9 protein-coding genes and 1 pseudogene are annotated in these 19,370 nt (G+C 61.1%); 4 read left to right on the forward strand and 6 right to left on the reverse strand.

Translation table 11 applies throughout. The features are described 5' to 3' along the window. Together AC1DYF_RS19485 and AC1DYF_RS19490 are read left to right on the forward strand one after the other, a co-directional pair. Positions 1–128, forward strand: a pseudogene (locus AC1DYF_RS19485) (IS5/IS1182 family transposase); the annotation flags it as partial. Positions 129–323: 195 nt separating this feature from the next. Beyond that, positions 324–1,532, forward strand: coding sequence for a hypothetical protein (locus AC1DYF_RS19490; protein WP_477878411.1), 1,209 nt, complete (start codon positions 324–326; stop codon positions 1,530–1,532). Between the two features lie 36 nt (positions 1,533–1,568). Here AC1DYF_RS19490 and AC1DYF_RS19495 read toward each other — a convergent pair whose 3' ends face one another. Next, a complete protein-coding gene (locus AC1DYF_RS19495) occupies positions 1,569–2,420 on the reverse strand; it encodes a UDP-2,3-diacylglucosamine diphosphatase (protein ID WP_477878412.1) in 852 nt (283 codons plus the stop codon). A 153-nt stretch (positions 2,421–2,573) separates the two neighbouring features. Between AC1DYF_RS19495 and AC1DYF_RS19500 the strand changes: the two genes are divergently transcribed. Further along, positions 2,574–3,659 carry a DUF2865 domain-containing protein gene (locus AC1DYF_RS19500; protein ID WP_477878413.1) on the forward strand — a complete coding sequence of 362 codons (1,086 nt, stop codon included), beginning with the start codon at positions 2,574–2,576 and terminating at the stop codon, positions 3,657–3,659. A gap of 193 nt (positions 3,660–3,852) precedes the next feature. Next, the gene (locus AC1DYF_RS19505) at positions 3,853–5,046 is read left to right on the forward strand and encodes a glycosyltransferase family 4 protein (protein WP_477878414.1); all 1,194 of its coding nucleotides are present in this window, start codon (positions 3,853–3,855) and stop codon (positions 5,044–5,046) included. Between the two features lie 12 nt (positions 5,047–5,058). Here the strand turns inward: AC1DYF_RS19505 and AC1DYF_RS19510 are convergent, their stop codons facing one another. From AC1DYF_RS19510 to AC1DYF_RS19530, 5 genes are all read right to left on the reverse strand, one after another. Next, a complete protein-coding gene (locus AC1DYF_RS19510) occupies positions 5,059–6,570 on the reverse strand; it encodes a tetratricopeptide repeat protein (protein WP_477878415.1) in 1,512 nt (503 codons plus the stop codon). Next, complete coding sequence (locus AC1DYF_RS19515; protein WP_477878416.1) at positions 6,567–11,591, reverse strand: tetratricopeptide repeat protein; 5,025 nt, start codon at positions 11,589–11,591, stop codon at positions 6,567–6,569. The genes AC1DYF_RS19510 and AC1DYF_RS19515 overlap by 4 nt, the downstream gene beginning before the upstream one ends. A gap of 100 nt (positions 11,592–11,691) precedes the next feature. Next, a complete protein-coding gene (locus tag AC1DYF_RS19520; protein ID WP_477878417.1) occupies positions 11,692–12,081 on the reverse strand; it encodes a DUF6165 family protein in 390 nt (129 codons plus the stop codon). A 164-nt stretch (positions 12,082–12,245) separates the two neighbouring features. Next, positions 12,246–17,531, reverse strand: a complete 5,286-nt coding sequence (locus tag AC1DYF_RS19525) for a beta strand repeat-containing protein (protein WP_477878418.1) — start codon at positions 17,529–17,531, stop codon at positions 12,246–12,248. Between the two features lie 179 nt (positions 17,532–17,710). Further along, on the reverse strand, positions 17,711–19,288 hold the full coding sequence (locus tag AC1DYF_RS19530; protein WP_477878419.1) for a caspase family protein: 1,578 nt from the start codon (positions 19,286–19,288) through the stop codon (positions 17,711–17,713). Between the last annotated feature and the right edge of the window lie 82 nt (positions 19,289–19,370).

The following is a 19,370-nucleotide window of genomic DNA, read 5'->3' on the forward strand; positions in this document are numbered from 1 at the left end:
GGCTCGGGCGTTGCCGCCGCCTCGCCAAGGATTGGGAAAAATCCATCGAAAGCTCAACAGCATGGGCGCAAATCGCTTCAATCCGAATGCTCACAAGGCGCATCGCAAGGTATTGGATCTACGAATGAACTTTTGAATCGGGCTCTTAGTTGCACAGACAAAGCACATCTGCTAACTTTTGTCGGCGAGGAAATACTAAAGACGAAGCCTTCCCTCATCTTTCTGCAGTTTCGACCATCCCTGATGTAGATGGGCTACGACTGCAGCAATGACACCATACCTGCTGAGAATTGCTGTTCATCCCAAGCCACGGAGACGAGCCAATGGCCGACTTCACCATCAAGGGTACCAAGCATTCCGTCACCAATCTCAATCAGTCCGACAGTACCTGGACAGTCGTTGCGAGCGCCACGATCGACGTCAGGAACAATTCAGCGTTTTTTGAAGATTCCGATGTGTCGGGCAATACGCTGGTCAACAACGGCCACGTAACCGCCAACAACGGCGAGCACACGATCACGTTCTTTCTGGACGGCGGGGGAACCAACGTCACCAACAGCAAGAGCGGCGTCATCAATGGCCTGACCGGCGTCCGGCTGGGCGGCGATCAACAGACGATGGTCAATGACGGCCTGATATCCACGAGCGAAGAGGGAATAATGGTCTTTGGCAAGAGGAGCCATGTGACCAATCACGGCGATATCGTCACCGGCGGCACCTCCATCGACTTGATCGATTGCAACCATTCCATCATCGACAATGCGGCCGACGGCAAAATCAAGTCCACCGGCGGCACCGGCATTTCCTTTTCCACCGACCCGGGCACATCGATTACCTTCAGGAATGAAGGCGTTGTCACCTCGAAATTCGATGCCATTTCCGGATCGGATGGCAACGACAAGGTCATCAACCACGGCACGATCAACGGAAATGTCAGCCTCGGCAACGGCAACAACCTTTTCGACACGCGCGGCGGCACCTTTACCGGTACCTTCACCGCCGGCGACGGCGACGACACGCTGATCACCGACAATGCGGCCATAGGGTTTTCCAACACATCCGCCGGTGATGGCACGGATACGGTCAAATCGACCGTGTCCTATACGTTGAGCGCCAATGTCGAAATTCTGCGCCTGCTCGGCAAGGCCGATATCAATGGCACCGGTGCCAGTGGCGCAGAGGGACAGCAGATTTTCGGCAATTCCGGCAACAATGTCATCAAGGCTTTGGGCGTCGACAACACCCTGTCCGGCGGCCGGGGCAACGACACTTTATCCGGTGCTGCGTTTTCGTCCGATACGTTCCTGTTTGCCACCGGCGACGGCAAGGACACCATAAAGAACTTCGTCGAGGGCCAGTTTGCGGATCATCTCGACGTCTCCAAGTGGAGCGCGATCACCGATTTCAACGACCTCATGGATCATCACGTCAAGGACGTCCATGGCGGCGTCATGATCTTCGCCGGTCAGGACAGCGTGCTGCTCCAGGGGCTCGAGAAAGCCAATCTCACCGAGGATAATTTCGTGTTCTGACGAACAGAAAGAGCCGGGTCAAAGCCAGGACAGGCTCTACGCCGCCTGCGGCTCCTTGATCGGCGCGGTCAGCAGGCGGATCGGCACGAGCGGGCCGTCGGTCGGATTGACCTGGCCGACATTCTGCCAGCGGATCAGTTCCATGCTTCCATCGAAATGCTCGACGATGGCCGTGCAGCTTTCCACCCAATCCCCCGTGTTGATATAGGTGGTGCCACCAATATCCTCGATGATCGCGTGATGGATGTGGCCGCAGATGACGCCGTCGACCTGATGGCGGCGGGCTTCTTCGGCGACGACGTTCTGGAACTCGCCGATGAAGTTGACGGCGCGCTTGACTTGCTGCTTGGCCCAGGCCGAAAACGACCAATAGGGCAGGCCAAGAACGCGGCGCACCTTGGCGATCCAGACGTTGAGCAGCATGGCCATATCATAGGCCCAGTCGCCGAGATGAGCGATGAATTTTGCGTTGCGGACGACGACATCGAATTCGTCGCCGTGCAGCACAAGGTAACGCTTGCCGTCGGCGGCTTCGTGGATGATGTTCATCTCGACTTCGATGCCGCCGAAATGCACGCCCGGATAATCGCGCATGAAGCTGTCATGATTGCCCGGTATGTAGACGATACGGGCGCCCTTGCGGCCCTTGCGCAACAGCTTCTGCACCACGTCGTTGCAGTTCTGCGGCCAGTGCCACGAGCGCTTCAGCCGCCAGCCGTCGACGATGTCGCCGACCAGGATGATCGTCTCCGCATCATGACAGCGCAGGAAGTCCAGAAGGAAGTCCGCTTTCGCCGCCTTCGATCCGAGATGGATGTCCGAGAGGAAGATGGTGCGGAACCTGCGGGCCTCGACATTGTCAGCGTGGATTTCTGCTTCTTCGGACATAGCCTGCCTCACGAAAATCTAGCCTCTCGAAAATCAGACTCCTGTATCAGCTTTATGACAGGCCGAGATTTACCCTTGCCATTAAGCCGGCCTTCACGGTTTTCGGGCATGTTTTGAGCTCGAAACGACATTTTTGCCGCTGAAGACCAAGCCATGACCGCTTATCTGAGAACGACCGCCGCGGCGTTGCTGCTCGGGCTTTTGCCGACGGGTCATGCAGTCGCCTCCGATAGCTGTGATCAACTCCGCTTTCAGTTCGCCACGCTGACGGACAATGATGAGCCCAATGTCGAGGCGGAAAAATATGCCCGCGCCATCAATGCGCAGAAGCAGAGCCTCGCCGTGCTCGAACTCACTTTGCGCAAGGTCGGATGTTCCTCCGGCAGCCTGATGGTGATCGGCGGACCGAATGCCATGAAATGCGAACATCTCGGCGCCAAGCTGGACCGGATGAAGCGCAATCTCGAAATCCTCGAAAACAAGCGCGTGTCGCTGACATCGGAAGGCGGCATCAACAAGCGCCAGCAGATCATCGACGCGCTCAAGCAAGAGCGCTGCAACGAGGAGCCGCAACTGGTGAGCACGCCGGGCGAGGACGGCACCGAGCCCCTGGTGCGCGACGATCCCAATGGTTTCGAGACGATCCGCGTGCCCTCGGGTGAACCGGACTACCACGGCAGCCAGTTCGTCGATCTCGGCGGCACGGCGACGAACGGCAGTCTGCGCACCATGTGCGTGCGGACCTGCGACGGCGCTTACTTTCCTGTTTCGTCGAATGCCTCGCCGCTGAATTTCCAGCGCGACGCACAGGTCTGCTCGATGATGTGCCCCGGCACCGAGACGGAACTCTATTACCATCCGCTGATGTCGGAGAGTTCCGAAATGCGCTCGGCGATGACAGGCCATCCCTATTCGGACCTACCGGCGGCCTATAAATTTCGCGTGGAAAAGCCGGGGAGCCAACCGCAATGCGGCTGCAACTTCTCACTCTATTACAAGGAGATGATGAGGCGGCAATCCTATGTCGACGATCCCGCGAGCATCCCTAAGAAGGAAAGCGCTATCGTCTGGGTCAAGCCGGCGCTCAGGCCGAGCCTGAAGAAGGATCTGGTGGCGGAGAATGTCGCCAAGCCCAAGGTGCGGGACTATGTGCCGAACGATCGTATCCGGGTGATCGGGCCGAAGTTTTTTCCGGACAAGAAGATCGATTTTACCAGGTCGCAGACAGAGATGCGGTGATGGGTCGCGGTATTTTCTTCTCGTCCAAAGAAAAGGATCAAGTGGCGCTTCACAATCGTTGCATTTGATACTCTCTACCAAGAACAGACTGTGGCTGGCGAAGTGTGATGCCTCACCGTCTCCAATAGCCTCTTTCAACGCTGGCGCGCTTTCCGTAAACTCCGCTCCAAACAGAATCGCGCTGCGGGGCATCATGAATCAGAAGGTCGTCATCCACTGGGGTATCTCCAGCTTCTTCGGCTGGGGCGTCTATGGGCTCAATCTGGCGCTCAACTGGGCGCGCGAGGGCGGCATCGATGCCCGCAGTTCGTTTCCGTTCACGCACGAGCAGGTGGTCGTCGATCCGCTGCGCTGGCTGCAGCTCAGACCCTTCGAAATGCAGACCCGGACTTTCGTGCAGCAATTGAAGGAGCGCGAGGGCCAATCCGTCGGCGTCGATGCGATCGTGCTTTCGGCGCTCGGCAATGAATTCCAGGCGGCCAAGGCAACGGCCAATACCGATCTCAACGGCTCGCCGACCGTCGCCGTCGTGTTCTTCGAAATCCCGCAGTTGGCGGCAGAGACACTGGAGCGGGCGAAGAAATATCCGCTGATCGTCTGTGGCTCGACCTGGAACGAACAGATTCTGCGCGCCCATGGCGTCAACAGCGTCACCACGGTCATCCAGGGCATAGACCCTACCCTCTTCCACCCCGCACATCGCCAAGGCGTGCTGTCGGACCGGTTCATGGTCTTTTCCGGTGGCAAACTCGAACTGCGCAAAGGGCAGGATCTGGTGATGGCCGGCTTTGCAAAATTCGCCAAGCGCCATCCGGAGGCGCTGCTGGTCACCGCCTGGCACAGCCCATGGCCGAAACTCGCCAAGACGCTGGACATTTCCCGCCGCACCGAGCCGATGCCCTTTGACGAAAAGGGCAAACCGGACCTGTTCCAATGGGCGCGCAGCAATGGCCTGGCGGACAACCAATTCCTCGATCTCGGGCCGGTGCCGAACGCGCTGATGCCGCCGATTCTGCGCGAAATGGACGCCGCGCTCTTCCCCAATCGCTCGGAAGGCGGCACCAATCTGGTGGCGATGGAAGCGATGGCCTGCGGTGTACCGACCATCCTCTCGGCCAACACAGGCCATTTGGACCTGATCGACGGCCAGAATTGCTTCGCACTCGAACACCAGCGGCCAATCGCCGGAGAAGGTGCTGCCGTCGGTGACGTGTCGGGCTGGGGCGAAAGCAGCGTCGAGGAAATCGACGACAAGCTCGAACAGATCTGGCGCGACCGCAACGGCGCCCGCCGCCGCGGCGAGCGCGGCGCAGCAAAGTTAGCCGGCTACAGTTGGGCGCGGACGGCAGACCAGATGCGGACCATCGTCAGGTCCTTCGCCGGCTAACCAAGGTACTCTCTACGCCATTCGCCGCCTGAACTTGTTGCGTGCCACCTCAACGGCGCGGGCGATCACCGGGGCATAATCCTCTCCCCGCCCCCGCCGCACCAGCCCCATAGCCGGGTACCAGGGCGTGTCCGGCCGGTCGAGCAGCCAGCGCCAGTCCGGCACCGCCTTCAACAGCGCCATTGTCGGGCGGCCCAGCGCACCGGCCAGATGCAGCGGTGCGGTGCAGACCGAGACGATTAGGTCCAGGCTGGCCATGATCGCGGCTGTGTCGACGAAGGCGTTCGGTCCGCGATCCATGTCCGGGCCGGGATGTTCCATCAGGAAAGTCAGCCCCTTCACCCGCCAGCCGGACGGCGTCTCCGCCGGCTCAAGTGCTTCTTCGGAAAGGAATTGCAGGGCGATCAGCCGCACGCCTTCGAGTTCCGCGAACGGTGCCAGCAGGTCGGGCGACGGCAGGCTGCGGCCGCGTTCGGCCGGTGAATTGGGATTGCCCTGCCAGACGAAACCGATCGTCGGCTGCGTACGGTCGAGCGCCAGCCGGTCCTGCCAGCGCAACATTTCGGACGGCTCAGCGGAGAGGAACGTCGGCGCCGGCGGCACGGTGCCGAATGTGAGCTTCAGCCGATGCATGAGGCTCATCAGCGGCACCTGGAAATCACCATCAGTGGCGCCGTGCGCGCCGGTGACCTTGATCGGGAACGGCAGTGTGGAGAGCAGCCGTTCCAGCCTGGCGGGTACGTGAAAGACCACATCACCACCCAGTGACGCCAATAAACCCAAGACTTTAGCGAATTGGATCGTATCACCGAGCCCCTGCTCCGAATGCACGATCAGCCGCTTGCCGTCGAGCTTTTGGCCGGTCCAGACCGGGATATCGCGATAGCCAGGCTTGTCGAAAAAGTCCGGTGTGTCCCAGCGCCATTCATATTCGCGAAAACCGTTGGCGAAATCGCCGAGCTTGAGCAGGACGTGGCTGAGATTGTAATGCGCCTCGGCCAGATCCGGATGATGGCTGATGGTCTTACGCAGATAGTCTGCCGCTTCGTGCAGGCGGCCTTGGTCGGCGAGCAGATTGGCGATATTGTTGAGCGCGATCTGGTGGTCGGGATTGATGGCCAGCGCACGGGTATAGCTGTCGAGCGCCTCATCCAGACGGTTCAGTTTTCCCAGGTTGATGCCGCGATTGGCGAGCGCCGTCGCGCCATTCGGATCAAGAGCGAGTGACCGGTCATAGGCGGCAACAGCTTCCTCGCGCCGGCCGACCTCGCCAAGCGCGTTGCCGCGGTTGAACCAGAAATCGGCCCGTTGCGGATCGCGCTCGGCGATCCGGTCATAGAGGGCGACCGCCTCTTCCAGCCGCCCGAGGCCGCGTTCGGCGGAGGCGAGGAAGATCAGCGCATCGAGATTGTCGGGATGGGCGGCGAGGACCCGTTCGTAAATGCCCCTTGCTTCGGTGAATTTCTCCTGTTGATGCAGGGCAACGGCCTGCATCAACAATTCGGTGATCTCCGCATCGGTCATTGCTTGGACGTACGCTCGGCCAAAGCCGCCTTCACGGGTTCAGCGACGCTCTTCCAGTCGAACACGGTCTTCTGGCGGAAAAGTTTCAGCGATGGATACCAGGGACTGTCGTTACGCTCGTTGAGCCAGCGCCAGTCGGAATGGTATTTCAGCATGCCGAAGACCGGCACGCCGAGCGTTGCGGCCAGATGCAGCGTCGCGGTGCAGGAGGAGATCACCACATCGAGCGCCAGGATGGCAGCGGCCGTCTCGGCGAAATCGCCGAGCTTTGCGCCCGGCACGATCATCCGATTGGCAAATCCTGTGCCTTCAATCTGGTCGAGCCCATCGGTCTTTTGCAGGCTGACGAAATTGACCCCCTCGACATCCAGCAGCGGCGTCAGGTCCGAGAGCGGGGGCGAGCGCCCGGCATCGGCGCGCGCCTTGGGGTTGCCCTGCCAGATCAGGCCGACATTGAGCCCGGATTTCGGCAAGCGCTCACGCCAGACGGCGACGCGCTCCGGGGCGATGTCGAACTTCGCCGGCGGCGGCACGGTGTCGATCGTCGTGCCGAGGATCACCGGCAATGTCAGCATCGGCATTTCGAGATCATAAGCGGGCTTGTCCTTGCCCTGCTCGGCGATCTCGATCGGCATGTCGGTCTCTAGCGTCTTGAACAGGCTGATCAGGGGCGCGCGCACTTCAAGGATCACCTTGCCGACGCGCTTGGCCGCCTCGTTGACGAAGCGAACAAACTGGATGTTATCGCCAAAGCCCTGTTCACCATGGATCATGATGGTCTTGTCGGGCTGACGCGAGCCGTCCCAGCGCGGCATGTCGAGCTTTCGCGGCTTCATCTCGCGGCTGCCCCAGCGCGCCTCATAATCCATGAAGCCGCCGATGAAGTCGCCGGCGAACAGTTTGGCATGGGCGTGATCGAGGATCAGGTCCGCATCCTTCGGTTCGAGTGCCCTGGCCCTTTCAAAGGCGGCCAGCGCTTCCTCAGGGCGATGGATATCGCGCATCAGGTTGCCGATACCGCGATGGGCCTTGGACAAGTCCGGCTTCAATTTGACCGAGGCATTGTAATTTTCCAGGCATTCTTCCCAGCGGCATTCGTCGCGCAGGATATTGCCGAGCGACAGGTGCGCCTCGCCGGTCGGCTTCAGCGTGATCGCTCGGCGCAGATAGGCGAGCGCATCGTCAATCTTGCCGATGCGGCGCAGGCCGATGGAAAGATTGGTGAAGAATTCCGAGCTTGCCAGCCCTGCCCGCTCGGCTTCGCGGAACAGCATGACGGCGCGATGGTTCTTGTCGCGATGCAGCGCGATCACCCCGATCATATTCAGCGCGCCGGCCCTGAGCTTCGGATAGTCCAGCACTTCGGCGAAGCTGGCCTCCGCGGCGGTCTGATCACCCTGGCGTTGCTCCGCAAGCGCGCGATTGTAGATCGCCGCGGCATCGAAAGGCAGGATCTTGCCATGGCTGCTCGGCGCGCTCACGTGCCGTTGCGACAGGTCGCCTGTCACCAGCTTTTCCAGTGCCGCCGCCACGCGTCCCATGACGGCGGCAAACGGGGTCGCCTCTTCCTCGCGGTCGAAGCGGCGGAAAAGCCGGGTCATCGGATACCAGGGGCTGTCGGAGCGCTCCGTCAGCCAGCGCCATTCCGGATGCGACTTGAGCACCACCCAGCAGGGCTTGCCGAGTGCACCGGCCAGATGCGCCACGGCGGTATCGGAGGTGACGATGAGATCGAGATTCATCATCATCGCCGCCGTGTCGGCGAAGGCCTCCTTGCCGGAATCGAAATCCGCGCCCGGCCGGTCGACCTCGAAACGGTCGGCGAGCGCATCGAGCTGTTCTTCGCCCTTGCCCTTCTGCAATGCGATCAGGCGCACGCCCGGCACTTTTGCAAGCGGCTCAAGTGCTGCGAGCGGATAGGAGCGGCCCTTGTCAACCTTGGGATCGGGATTGCCCTGCCAGACCACGCCGACGCGGAAGCCTGGTTTCTGAGCCAGCCATTCCGCCCATTTCGTCACCCGTGCGGGATCCGCTGTAATGTAGCTCTCATAGGCGGGAACGGTTTCCAGCCGCATGCCTGTCAGATGGGGCATGCTCATCATGAAGGCGAAGCAGTCGGCCTTGGGCAGTTTGTCGCCGTCGCCATAGACGCCGTCGACCCCGGGAATGCTGGCAAGCAGGTGGCCGATCAGGCTGCGGCAACCGATATAGACCTTGGCGGCGCCATGCGCCTTCAGCCACACGGCATAGCGCGAGAACTGGAATGCGTCGCCAAAACCCTGCTCCGCCATCAGGAAGATCGACTGACCCTTCGGATCGCCGCCGGTCCAGTAAGGCAGGTTCGGCTTGGTGATGGCAATGCCAAGCTTTTCGGCTTTCAGCCGATGCTCATAACTGGGCAGGCCGTGCTCGTAATCACCGGCGTTGAGGAAGGTCATGCCAAGCGCCAGATGCGCATCGGCATAGCCGGGCCTTGCCTGGATCGCGCGACGGAAGGCCGCTGCCGCGGCGACGTCCTGCGAGGCTTCGAGCTCGGCAATGCCAAGATTGTTCCAGCCCTCGGCATGCTGCGGGTCGCATTCCACGGCGCGACGCTGCAGAAAGATCGACAGGCCGAGCGCACCGTAGTTGCGCTCATAAACGCCAAGATTGCTCCATGCATCGGGATTGCCGGGGTCGATCGTCAGTGCATGCTCCCAGCTTTCGGCGGAGTCGGCGTGACGCTCGGCAGCGGACTGGTTGGCGCCCAACTGCACCCAGAGCTTGGGGTCATCGGGCGCAAGGTCGATGGCGCGCCGCAAAGCCCGCTCCGCCTCCGGCCGCTTGTCGTGGTCTGCATAAACCGTCGACAGCGCCGAGAGCGCCGGCACCGATTTCGGATTGACGGTCAGCACCTGCTGCAGCGTCTGCAGCGCCTTGTCGAAATTGCCCCCTGACGATTCCTTTTTCGCCAGAGAGATCAGCGCGGGCACGTGCTTCGGATTGATGATAAGAGCGTAGCGCAACGCACGGAGCGAATCTTTGCGGCTGCCGAGGTTGTCGAGCAGGACGGCAAAATTGCTCCAGAAATCGACGCTGCCCGGCCTGAGCGCCACGGAATGGGCGGCGAAGGCAAGGCCGGAACGCGCGGCAGCCGGACTGCGACGGCCGGTATCGAGCAGGATCATTCCATAGAAATTCAGAAGCTGTGCATCGCCCTTGCGCGAGCCGAGCGCCGGCTCATAGATGTCCAATGCCTCCTTGAAACGGCCCGACGAATGCATCTCGATTGCCGCAGGCATGCGCGCCGCAGCAGCCTCGGACCGCTTGTCGGGCCGCACGATCAGTCTGTCCAGATCATCGGCCGCTTCCTCGAACAGGCTCTTCCAATCGCCGCGCGCGCGCTGGCGGAAGATGCGCATCGTCGGATACCAGGACGTGATTACCCCCTCACCGCCCCAGCGCCAGTCCGGCACGCTCTTGAGGAACAGCCAGACCGGCCGGCCGAGCATGCCTGCAAGATGCGCCACGGATGTATCGGAGGTGATGATCAGATCGAGCGACATCATCATCGCCGCCGTGTCGACGAAACCGTCCTCACCAGCATCGAAATCAGCCCCGGGGACCTGCACATCGAGCCCCGGCGGCAAGGGCTTATCGACCCCGACAAAACGCTGCAAGGAGATGAATTGCACCTTGTCACCGACCCGTGACAACGGCGCCAGTTCGGCAGCCGGGAACGAACGGCCGCGGTCGACGGCGGCAAGCGGATTGCCCTGCCAGGCAAGGCCGATGCGCCAGAGCTTACCGGCTGCGTCCTTGCCGGCGCCGAAGGCACGCCATTTGTCGACGCGCTCCGCCTCCAGTTCAACCTTCATCAGCGCGGCCGGCACCGTCTCGGGCGTCGTTGCCGCCAGTCTGAGCAGTGACAGCAGCGGCAGATGTACGTCGTGGGCCGGGAGCGGTGCTTCGTCCGAAACCAGTGTCAGCCCGGGGCCGCGGAACAATTCCAGGCAGGACAGCATCGAAAAGAGGCGTTTCGGACAGACGAAAATCACCCGGTCAGTCTTCGTGCGCGCAAAGCCGAGCATGCGAATGAACTGGAAGACGTCGCCAAAACCCTGTTCATGGATGACGAGCAGGGTCTTGCCGCTGATATCGCCTCCGTCCCAGCGCGGACTTTCCGGCCGCGGCGCCTTCTCCAGCGAATGGGCGACCGCGGCTCGGAGTTCATAGTCGTTCCAGCCGGCCAGCCAGTCGCCGGCATAGAGCCGGGTGAGCGCCAGATTGAAGCGCAGCGCGGGCCAATCGGGCCAGATCTTCAGGCCCATGGTAAAATGGCGGATCGCCTGGTCTATCCGTCCGATATTGCGCAGCGACACGCCGGCATTGATGAAGGCGGGCTGATGGTCCGGCTGGGCCTTCAGCAGGATGTCGAATTCCTTGAGCGCCAGTTCGTCACGCCCGAGATGCTGGTTGAGCATAGCGGCATTGAAGCGCGCGTCGACACTGTCGGGTGCAGCCTTGATTGCCGTGGCCACCATCTCCTCGGCATCCTGCCAGCGCTGCGTCTCGATTGCGATATGGCTTGCCTGGGTCAGAAGGCCGGCATGGCCGGGCGCTACGCTAAGGCCACGCTGGATGGTGCGCCAGGCATCGTCCATCTTCTTCAGCCGGAGTTCGGCGAGTGCCAGGTTGACATAGCCGCCGACGGCCTTGGGCCTGAGCTCGATCGCTTTCTCAGCGATCGCGGCCGCCTGTTCAGCATCGCCAGCCATCAGCAGCGCGATCGAATGATTTTGGCAGACGACCGGCTGATCCGGTTCGAGCGCATGCGAACGATCGAAATGCTCCAGCGCCTCGCGTGATCGGCCCGACAGATGCAGCGCTACGCCGAGATAGTGATGCAGAGCGGCATTTTCGGATTGGTCGAGCTCCAGCGCCTTCAGCGCCTCGAGCCCTTCGGCGATCCGCCCTTCCCCGAGCATGCGGCGGCAATCCTCGACGGACAATCCCTCGACGCCGATCCTCTGTTCTCCCATGCGCACATGCTCCTGCACCGTTTTCCGGCGAGCAGACTACACGGTCGCGCATTGCTCGAAGCTTGATGACGTCAGCGCCGGATATGCCTTGAACCGAAAACTACTGGATCTTGTATTTCTGATAGGATTTTTCTTCAATCAATTCCGAGCCGAGCGCAGCATTGACTTCCCGCTTCAGTTCGGCCCGCTTGTCATTGGTGATGTAGACGGAACGCGCCAGCCTGATGAATTTCTCGCCGAAATCGCCGCTATTCTCGCAGTCGCGGATATGGTCCTCAATGTCCCAGAGCGCGGCGTTGACGTCATAAAGCGCTTTCGTCAGCCTGATGACTTCGGCCTCAGACGCGTGGCGGCCGAGCTTTTCCGTCAACAAAGTCAACTCCTTGCGGACGTTGGCAAGCTTGCCTTCATCCGTCATCCGGTCCGACTTGATCTGCAGGATGGTGATCTTATCGACCAGCTCACCCCAAGACACCGGCACTTCGATCATCGATTTCCCCATGGCAGCCAAGAATCACGCTGGACTCATCCTAAAGAGTAAAGTCCCCGATTGGAATTTATTCTGCCGTGACGGCAAGATTTCCGCAGCGGTGTCGGCGCCATGCGAAAGGGCGCGGCTTGCGCCGCGCCCTTTCCTCATTCGTTGGTCTACGCTTAGTTCCAGGAGATGTCCGAGGAGTCCAGCACACCCGAACCGACGCCCGTCAGAGTGATCGAGATGTTGGCGGTGCCGTCACCATCGGTATCGATCTTCAGGAGGTGGTTGGTTGTGTCGAAGGTCGCCTGCGCCGAGCCGCTGCCGGAGAACGTACCGTCGTCGCCGAGATAAGTCAGCGAGCCGGAGATCACGCCACTATCGAGAACAACCAAGTCCGAACCTTCGGCCCAGTCGGTGATGGTGTTCGTACCCGTCGAGGCCGTCGTGAAGTGGAACTCGTCCGAACCCGAACCACCGGTCAACACGTTGGTGCCGCCCTGGACATGGATGATGTCGTTACCGCCACCAAGGTCGGCAACCACACCGTTGGTCGAGACCGTCACCTCGTTGTCGCGACTGCTGCCGGTCACAGTTTCGACGTTCGACACCGTTGCCGTGCCCGAACCCAGGAATACCAGGGTGTCGTTGCCACCAGCGAGGTCGAAAGTGCCGTGATCGTAGTTGGCCTTCAGGCTGACAAGGTCGTCGGCAGCACTGCCGGTGACAGTCTCGACCGAGGAGAGCGTCGCGGTCGCACCGACCGAGAAGATCACCGTGTCGTCGCCGTCGCCGAGGTTGAAGCCCGCAGCAGTCGAAGTGCTGACGGTGATCTTGTCGTCACCGGCGCCACCGACAACCGATTCGATGTTGCTGATCGTCAGCGTCGCACCGGCATCCGCCAGCGTCAGCTTGTCGGTACCTGCATCGAGATCGAGCGACATGTTGGCTGCACCGAGGAAGGTGACTTTGTCGTCGCCAATGCCGCCGACCAGAGCTTCCACACCGCTGACAGTGACCACAGCGCCGTCGGCGCCAAGGTTCAGCGTGTCGCCGGAGCCAGTGCTCAAGTCGATCGTGCCGTAGTAGACGCTGCCGTTGCCTTCGAGGGTCACCACGTCGGTGCCTGCACCGCCGTTGATCACTTCAATATTGCTCACCGTGACCGCGCCGCCGAGAGCACCGAGGTTCAAAGTGTCGGTGCCGCTGCCGAGGTCGATGACCGAAGCAGGAGCCGCCGAGAAGGTGATCACGTCATCGCCCGAACCGCCGGTGAGAGTCTCGATGTTGGCGACCGTCGCCGTCACCGCGGTGCTGCCCCACAACAGGGTGTCGTTGCCGTTGCCGAGGTCGATGCTGGTGGAGATACCGCCACCGAGCGTCACGGTATCGTCACCTGCCACGCCTGTGATCACTTCTGCACCGGAGACGGTGATCGTCGCGGCGCCGAGGATGTTGAGCGTATCGCCAGTGCCGGCACCGAGAGCAATCACGCCACCAGCCCAGTTGCCGGAGAGCGAGATGACGTCGTTGCTGCTGCCACCATTGATCGTCTCAGCCGCGAAGATGGTTGCGGTGTTGGCGAAGTTGCCGAAGTTGACGACGTCGTTCGTACCGACAGCGAGGTCGATCGAGGCGCCCGTCACCGAAGCGGTGAAGGTGACCACATCGTCGCCCGCGCCGCCCAGGACGCTTTCGACACCCGAGAGGCTGATCGTTGCGCCGGCATCATCGAAGGTGACGACATCCACGCCGCCGCCCAGGTTCAGGTTGCCGCCGGCATAAGCACCGCCGAGGACGATGTTGTCGACGCCTGCACCACCCGTAACAGTTTCGATGTTCTGGATCGTCGCCGTCACACCGCCAGCAGCCGTGATCAGGGTGTCGTTGCCGCCAGCCAGATCGATGACGAGTGCCGATGGGCTGTCGCCGAGGGTAACCTTGTCGGAGCCCGCGCCGCCGGTGACCGTTTCCGCACCGCTGAGCGTGAGCGTACCGCCAGCCGCGGCGAAGGTCAGGGTGTCACTCGTGCCGGCACCGAGATCGAAGGTCGCACCAGTCACTGCCGCACCGAGGGTCACAGCGTCGTTGTTGGCGCTACCGGTAAAGGTTTCGACGTTGGAGACCGTCAGTGTGGTGTCGGCGGTCGCCGCGCTGATGTCGAGGCTATCGCTGCCCGCGCCCAGGTCGACGGTCACCGCAGTGATCGAGCCGGAGAGCGAGACGATGTCGTTCAGCGTATTGCCGTGTACCGTTTCGACGTTGATCAACGTGATGGTGTTGACGAACTTGCCGAGGTTGACGGTGTCGTTGCCGGCGTCGAGGTCGAAAGTAGCACCGGTGACGGCGCTGCCCGTGGAGACCACGTCGTCATGCGTGCTGCCGAGGATCGATTCGACGTCCGAAACCGTCAGCGTGGTGGCGATGTCAGCGAAGGTCACGACGTCGGCGCCAGCGCCGCCGCTGATGCTGACCGTGGCATTCGTCGTCGAGTCATTGAGGACGATATTGTCGACCGCAGACCCACCCTTGATGGTTTCGATATTGGCAACCGTCACGGAGTTCACGCCGGCACCCGAGAGTGTCAGAGAGTCGTTGTCTGCACCGAGGTCGATCGCGCCAGTATAGGCCGAGCCAAGAGTGATGACCTGGCTGGATGCACCGCCGGTGATCGCTTCAGCATTGGAGATCGTCGCTGTTACGATCGCGCCGCCGATGGTGACCGTGTCGCTGTCGCTCGCGGCGGTGCCGAGGTCGATGGTGATGCCGGTCGTCTTGACGTTGATGACCACGGTATCGTTGTTGGTGCCACCGAGGACTGTTTCGACATTGGAGATCGTGACCGAGGCGTCCGACGTCATGCCCGAGAGGTCGAGCTTGTCGCTGCCGGCAGCGAGGTCGATGACGGCGCCCGTGTCTCCGTAGAGATACACGGTGTCGTTCAGCGCACCACCGGTGAGGGTTTCGACATTGGTCACCGAGACGAAGTTGGTGAACTTGCCGAGAGTCAGCGTGTCGTTGCCACYGGCGAGATCGAAGACCGCGACACTGCCGCCGGTCGGCAGGGCACTGCCCACGGTGATCACGTCGCTGCCGGCACCGCCGGTCACGGTTTCGACATCGAGGACGGTCAGCGTCGCACCRCTGGCTCCAAGCGTCAGCGAGTCATTGCCGCCGCCAAGGCTCACGTAAGCGGCATTGCTATCGACTGTCACCAGATCGGAGCCCGCACCGCCCTTGATCGTCTCGACATTGGCCACGGTGAGCGTATTCGGCCCCGCGCCGGCGAGCGTGACAGTGTCGTTTCCGGTGCTGAGGTCAAGCGTACCCTCGAACGTGCTGTCGGAGACGATAAGTACCGTATTGCCCGAGCCGCCGACGACCGTTTCGGTGTTGGCGATCGTGATCGTCGCATTGATATTGCCGAGGTTCAGGGTGTCGTTGCCGGCGCCGAGATCGAAGGACAGGGCCGCAGACTGGTTGACGGCGAGCGTGACGACGTCGTCATTGGCGCTGCCGGTGAGGGTTTCGACATTGTTGACCGTAACCGTCGCACCGCCGGTGGCGTTCGACAGGTCGAGCGTGTCGGCACCCACACCGAGATCGACGATCGTGCCGGTCACTGCGCCGCCAAGATAGACCTTGTCGACCATCTTGCCACCGGTGATGGCTTCGACGTCCGAAACCGTCACGGTGTTGACGAAGTTGCCGAGGGTCAGGCTGTCACTGTCGGTATCGGTGATATCGCCGCCGAGATCAATGACGACGCCAGCAGCCTGAGCGCCGAGCGTCACGACGTCGTTATGCGCGCCACCGCCAGTGATGGTTTCGACGTTGGACACCGTGAACGTGCCACCGAAGCCACTGATATCGAGGGTGTCGTTGCCCGCGCCGAGGTTGATCGTCGAGCCGGTGGCGGCCTGGTCGATAAAGACCGTGTCGTCGCCGGTCTTGCCGGTAATGGTTTCGACATTGGCGATCGAGATGGTGTTATTGACGCCGGTCAACAGGGTGACCGAGTCCTTTCCAGTGCTGAGGTCGATATAGCCGTCGCCGGTCTGCTGAGTGGCGAGGATGACATCTTCAGACTTGTTGCTGCCGGTGATGGTTTCGACATTCGAGACCGTCAGACCGGACGCGCCAGCCAGCGTCAAGCTATCGGAGCCAGCGCCGAGGTCGATCGAGCCCTTGGAAATGGTGCTCGTGGCAACAACAACGTCCACATCGGCATTGCCGGTGATGGTCTCGATGTTGGCGACGGTGACGGTGTTGGCGAAATTGCCGAGGACGAGGCTATCGTTGCCACCGGCGAGGTCGATGGTCCCAGCTGCCTGAGCACTGAAGGTAACGATATCGACGGCCGAACCGCCAGTGACCACTTCAATGTTCGCGACGGTGACGTTGTTGGCGAATTTGCCGAGGACGAGAGTGTCGGTACCAGCATCAAGATCGATGGAAAGGGCGGCAGCCGTGGTGAAGACAACCTTGTCCGTACCCGTACCGCCGACGATCGTTTCGACATTGCCAACCGAGATCGTGCCGCCAGCCGTGGCGTCGAGATAGACTTTGTCGTTGCCGCCGGCGAGATTGTAAACGCTGCCGGTGGTGGCGCCATTGATCGAAACCGTGTCACTGCCGGTACCGCCGGTGACGGTCTCGACATTGGCGACGTCGATTGAATTGGTATAGTTGCCGAGCACGACCTTGTCGGAACCAGTGCCGAGGTCGATGTCGATCGCAGTAGCACGGCTGCCGATGGTGATCGTATCGTTGCCCGTGCCGCCGGTGAGGGTTTCGACACCCTTGATCGTGATATTGTTGACGCCATTGGCGAGAGTGAGCGTGTCGTCACCTTCACCCAGATTGAAGAAGCCACCCTTAAGTGCGCCCTGCACGGTGACGAGATCGTCGCTTTCGCCACCAACAACCGTTTCGACATTGGCAACAGTCAGCGTCGCACCATCGTCGCTCAGCGTCAGCTTGTCATTGCCGGCCTTCAGGTCGACGAAGGTGGTGTCAGCGTCATCGAGCGTGACATTGTCGACAAGGATGCCGCCATTGACGGTCTCAACGTTTGTCAGGAAGACCGCATTGGCAAACTTGCCGAGCGTGACCGTGTCGTTGCCGGCACCCAGGTCGATGTCAACGCCATTGGCAGCCCCGCCAAAGACAACGTTGTCAGTACCTGTATTGCCAGCGATCACCTCGATATTCGAGACCGTGACTGTGCCGCCAGCGGTTCCGAAGTTGAGCGAGTCGTCGTCGGCACCACCGTTGACAACGTCGGTGTTGGCGTCGGCGAGGGTGATGATATCGCTGCCCGATCCGGCAATCACCGTTTCCGTGTTCGACAGCGTAACATTGTTACCGTCGCCCTTGAGCGTCAGCTTGTCATTGCCGGTGTCGAGGTCGATGTTACCGCTGACGCCATCGGTGATCGTGATGGTGTCGTTGCTGCTCGTCAAGGTCAGGCTTGACAGATCCGAGATGCTACTGATGGTTTTGGTTTGAGACGAAGTTGGCATGTTAATACGGCCCCTTTTCACGTATTCCTGGCGTGATCCTAGGGGCAAAAACTTACTTAAGTCTTACTGTTGGTTACCTCGATTCTCATAATTCTGGCAGCCTTATATTAGCGGTTCGCTCAATTGTTGCGTGTGTAGATCGGAGTGATGGAAACCGCGGTATCGGTACCGTCGATCCGGCTCTGCAACACCTGCAGAAGTTCCTTCGGCGACACCCCGCGCTGCACCACGCGGCCGATCGGTTCGAGCGGCTGGTTGGAGGCGATGGTGATCAGGTGATCCGAGCCAAAGGGCGCCACAACCTGCATTTCCTTGAGGAATTCCTTACTCATCGGCTGGCCGTCGACCATCATGTCGAGATACTGCACCTCGCCAGTATTGGCCAAGTTGAAGACCAGCATATTGCGGTAATTGCCGCGCAGGGCGTCGAACTTGATCCTATCGCCGGCGCGATAGAGCGGTTTTTGCGGCGAGATCATTGTGTGACCTGGCTTCTTCGACGCAACAGCCTTGAGGAAATCGACGAGGATGAACTTCGAGACGACGTCGTTGACCGTATAGGCGCTGACATTCTCCGCCGCGATATCGCCGTTCGGGGTCCTGAACACGCCCTTCTTCGCATCCCAGATATAGGGAAGGTTGCCGTTGACGGTATTTTCCAGCTTGACATTGCTGCCCTCGACGACGACAGGCAGCACAGGCTTGAAGCCGAGGTCCCGCGCCAGTGGAGCCGGCCTGACGGCGCCCTGCCCGGCCGTTTCGCTCGCCATCTGCACATTGGCCTGCGCCGTGAGCGGGATCATCGCCTCGTCGGCCGAGCGCGCCGCAAGCGGCGTGAAGACCGGCGTCTGCAGCGACTCGGATCGCATGCGGACATTGGCCATGATATAATCTTCCATCTCGTTGCGGCTGACGATGCCGTCGCCGTTCTCGTCCGCCATGCCTTCGATGGCGCGGGCAAAGCTCCAGCTCAGCGCGCCCCGTGCCTTGCCATCGATCGCCACTTCCGGCACGGACTGCGCCTCGGGCGTGGCGGCAAGCAGCGTCACATTGGCAGGCAGCACCGATTCACTGATATTGGAAACCTGGCCGGTACCACTGTCGCTGCCCAGCATCCGCGCCATCAGGTCGCTCATCGACCGGTTCTTGCTGAAATCGAGGAAGCGCATCTTGCCTGTGACGGACCGGTCCATGCCGCCGGCATGGCAGGAGTCGGCGACCACGACCACGTGTATGCCGCGCCGCGAGGCGTCCGTCACCCAGTCATAGAGTTCGTTGTCGAAGATCGTCTCGTGCCAGGTGTCCCGCACATGCTGCGGGTCGAAACCAGTCAGCACCCAGAATTCGTCGAGATGGTCCTTCTCTTCGCCGGCATTGCGCTCCGGCGCCTGAGCGCCGTGACCGGCATAGGACAACACGACGACGTCACCTGGCTGTGCCTCATTCATCAGCGTTTGCCAGGCCCCGGTCACATTCGCCTTCGTCGCGTCGTCGTCGAGCAGGGTCACGACTTGCGTGGCGCCGTTGCGTTTCAGCGCCTGCGAAATATCGATCGCATCGGGGCGCGCGCCATCCAGCGTCTGGACAAAATGATAATTGTTGATCCCGATCACGAGACCGAAAGTGCGCTCAGCATGGGCAAGAGCGGGTGTTGCCAGGAGGAGTGCAGTCGCGGCAAGGCGCGTGACGACGGACATGGAGAGGCTCCGAAATCGGGCGGAAGGCGGTTGACGATCCCTATCGTGGCAGATGACGTGCGAGCCTCCAAGTCTATTCTTC

Source organism: Rhizobium sp. P2_G9, from assembly GCF_056403475.1.

Excerpts from the sequence above, each read along its gene's own strand:
- AC1DYF_RS19490 (WP_477878411.1), top strand. The coding sequence starts at position 324 with ATGGCCGACTTCACCATCAAGGGTACCAAGCATTCCGTCACCAATCTC.
- AC1DYF_RS19495 (WP_477878412.1), bottom strand. The coding sequence starts at position 2,420 with ATGTCCGAAGAAGCAGAAATCCACGCTGACAATGTCGAGGCCCGCAGG.
- AC1DYF_RS19520 (WP_477878417.1), bottom strand. The coding sequence starts at position 12,081 with ATGATCGAAGTGCCGGTGTCTTGGGGTGAGCTGGTCGATAAGATCACC.
- AC1DYF_RS19505 (WP_477878414.1), top strand. The coding sequence starts at position 3,853 with ATGAATCAGAAGGTCGTCATCCACTGGGGTATCTCCAGCTTCTTCGGC.
- AC1DYF_RS19530 (WP_477878419.1), bottom strand. The coding sequence starts at position 19,288 with ATGTCCGTCGTCACGCGCCTTGCCGCGACTGCACTCCTCCTGGCAACA.
- AC1DYF_RS19500 (WP_477878413.1), top strand. The coding sequence starts at position 2,574 with ATGACCGCTTATCTGAGAACGACCGCCGCGGCGTTGCTGCTCGGGCTT.
- AC1DYF_RS19510 (WP_477878415.1), bottom strand. The coding sequence starts at position 6,570 with ATGACCGATGCGGAGATCACCGAATTGTTGATGCAGGCCGTTGCCCTG.
- AC1DYF_RS19515 (WP_477878416.1), bottom strand. The coding sequence starts at position 11,591 with ATGGGAGAACAGAGGATCGGCGTCGAGGGATTGTCCGTCGAGGATTGC.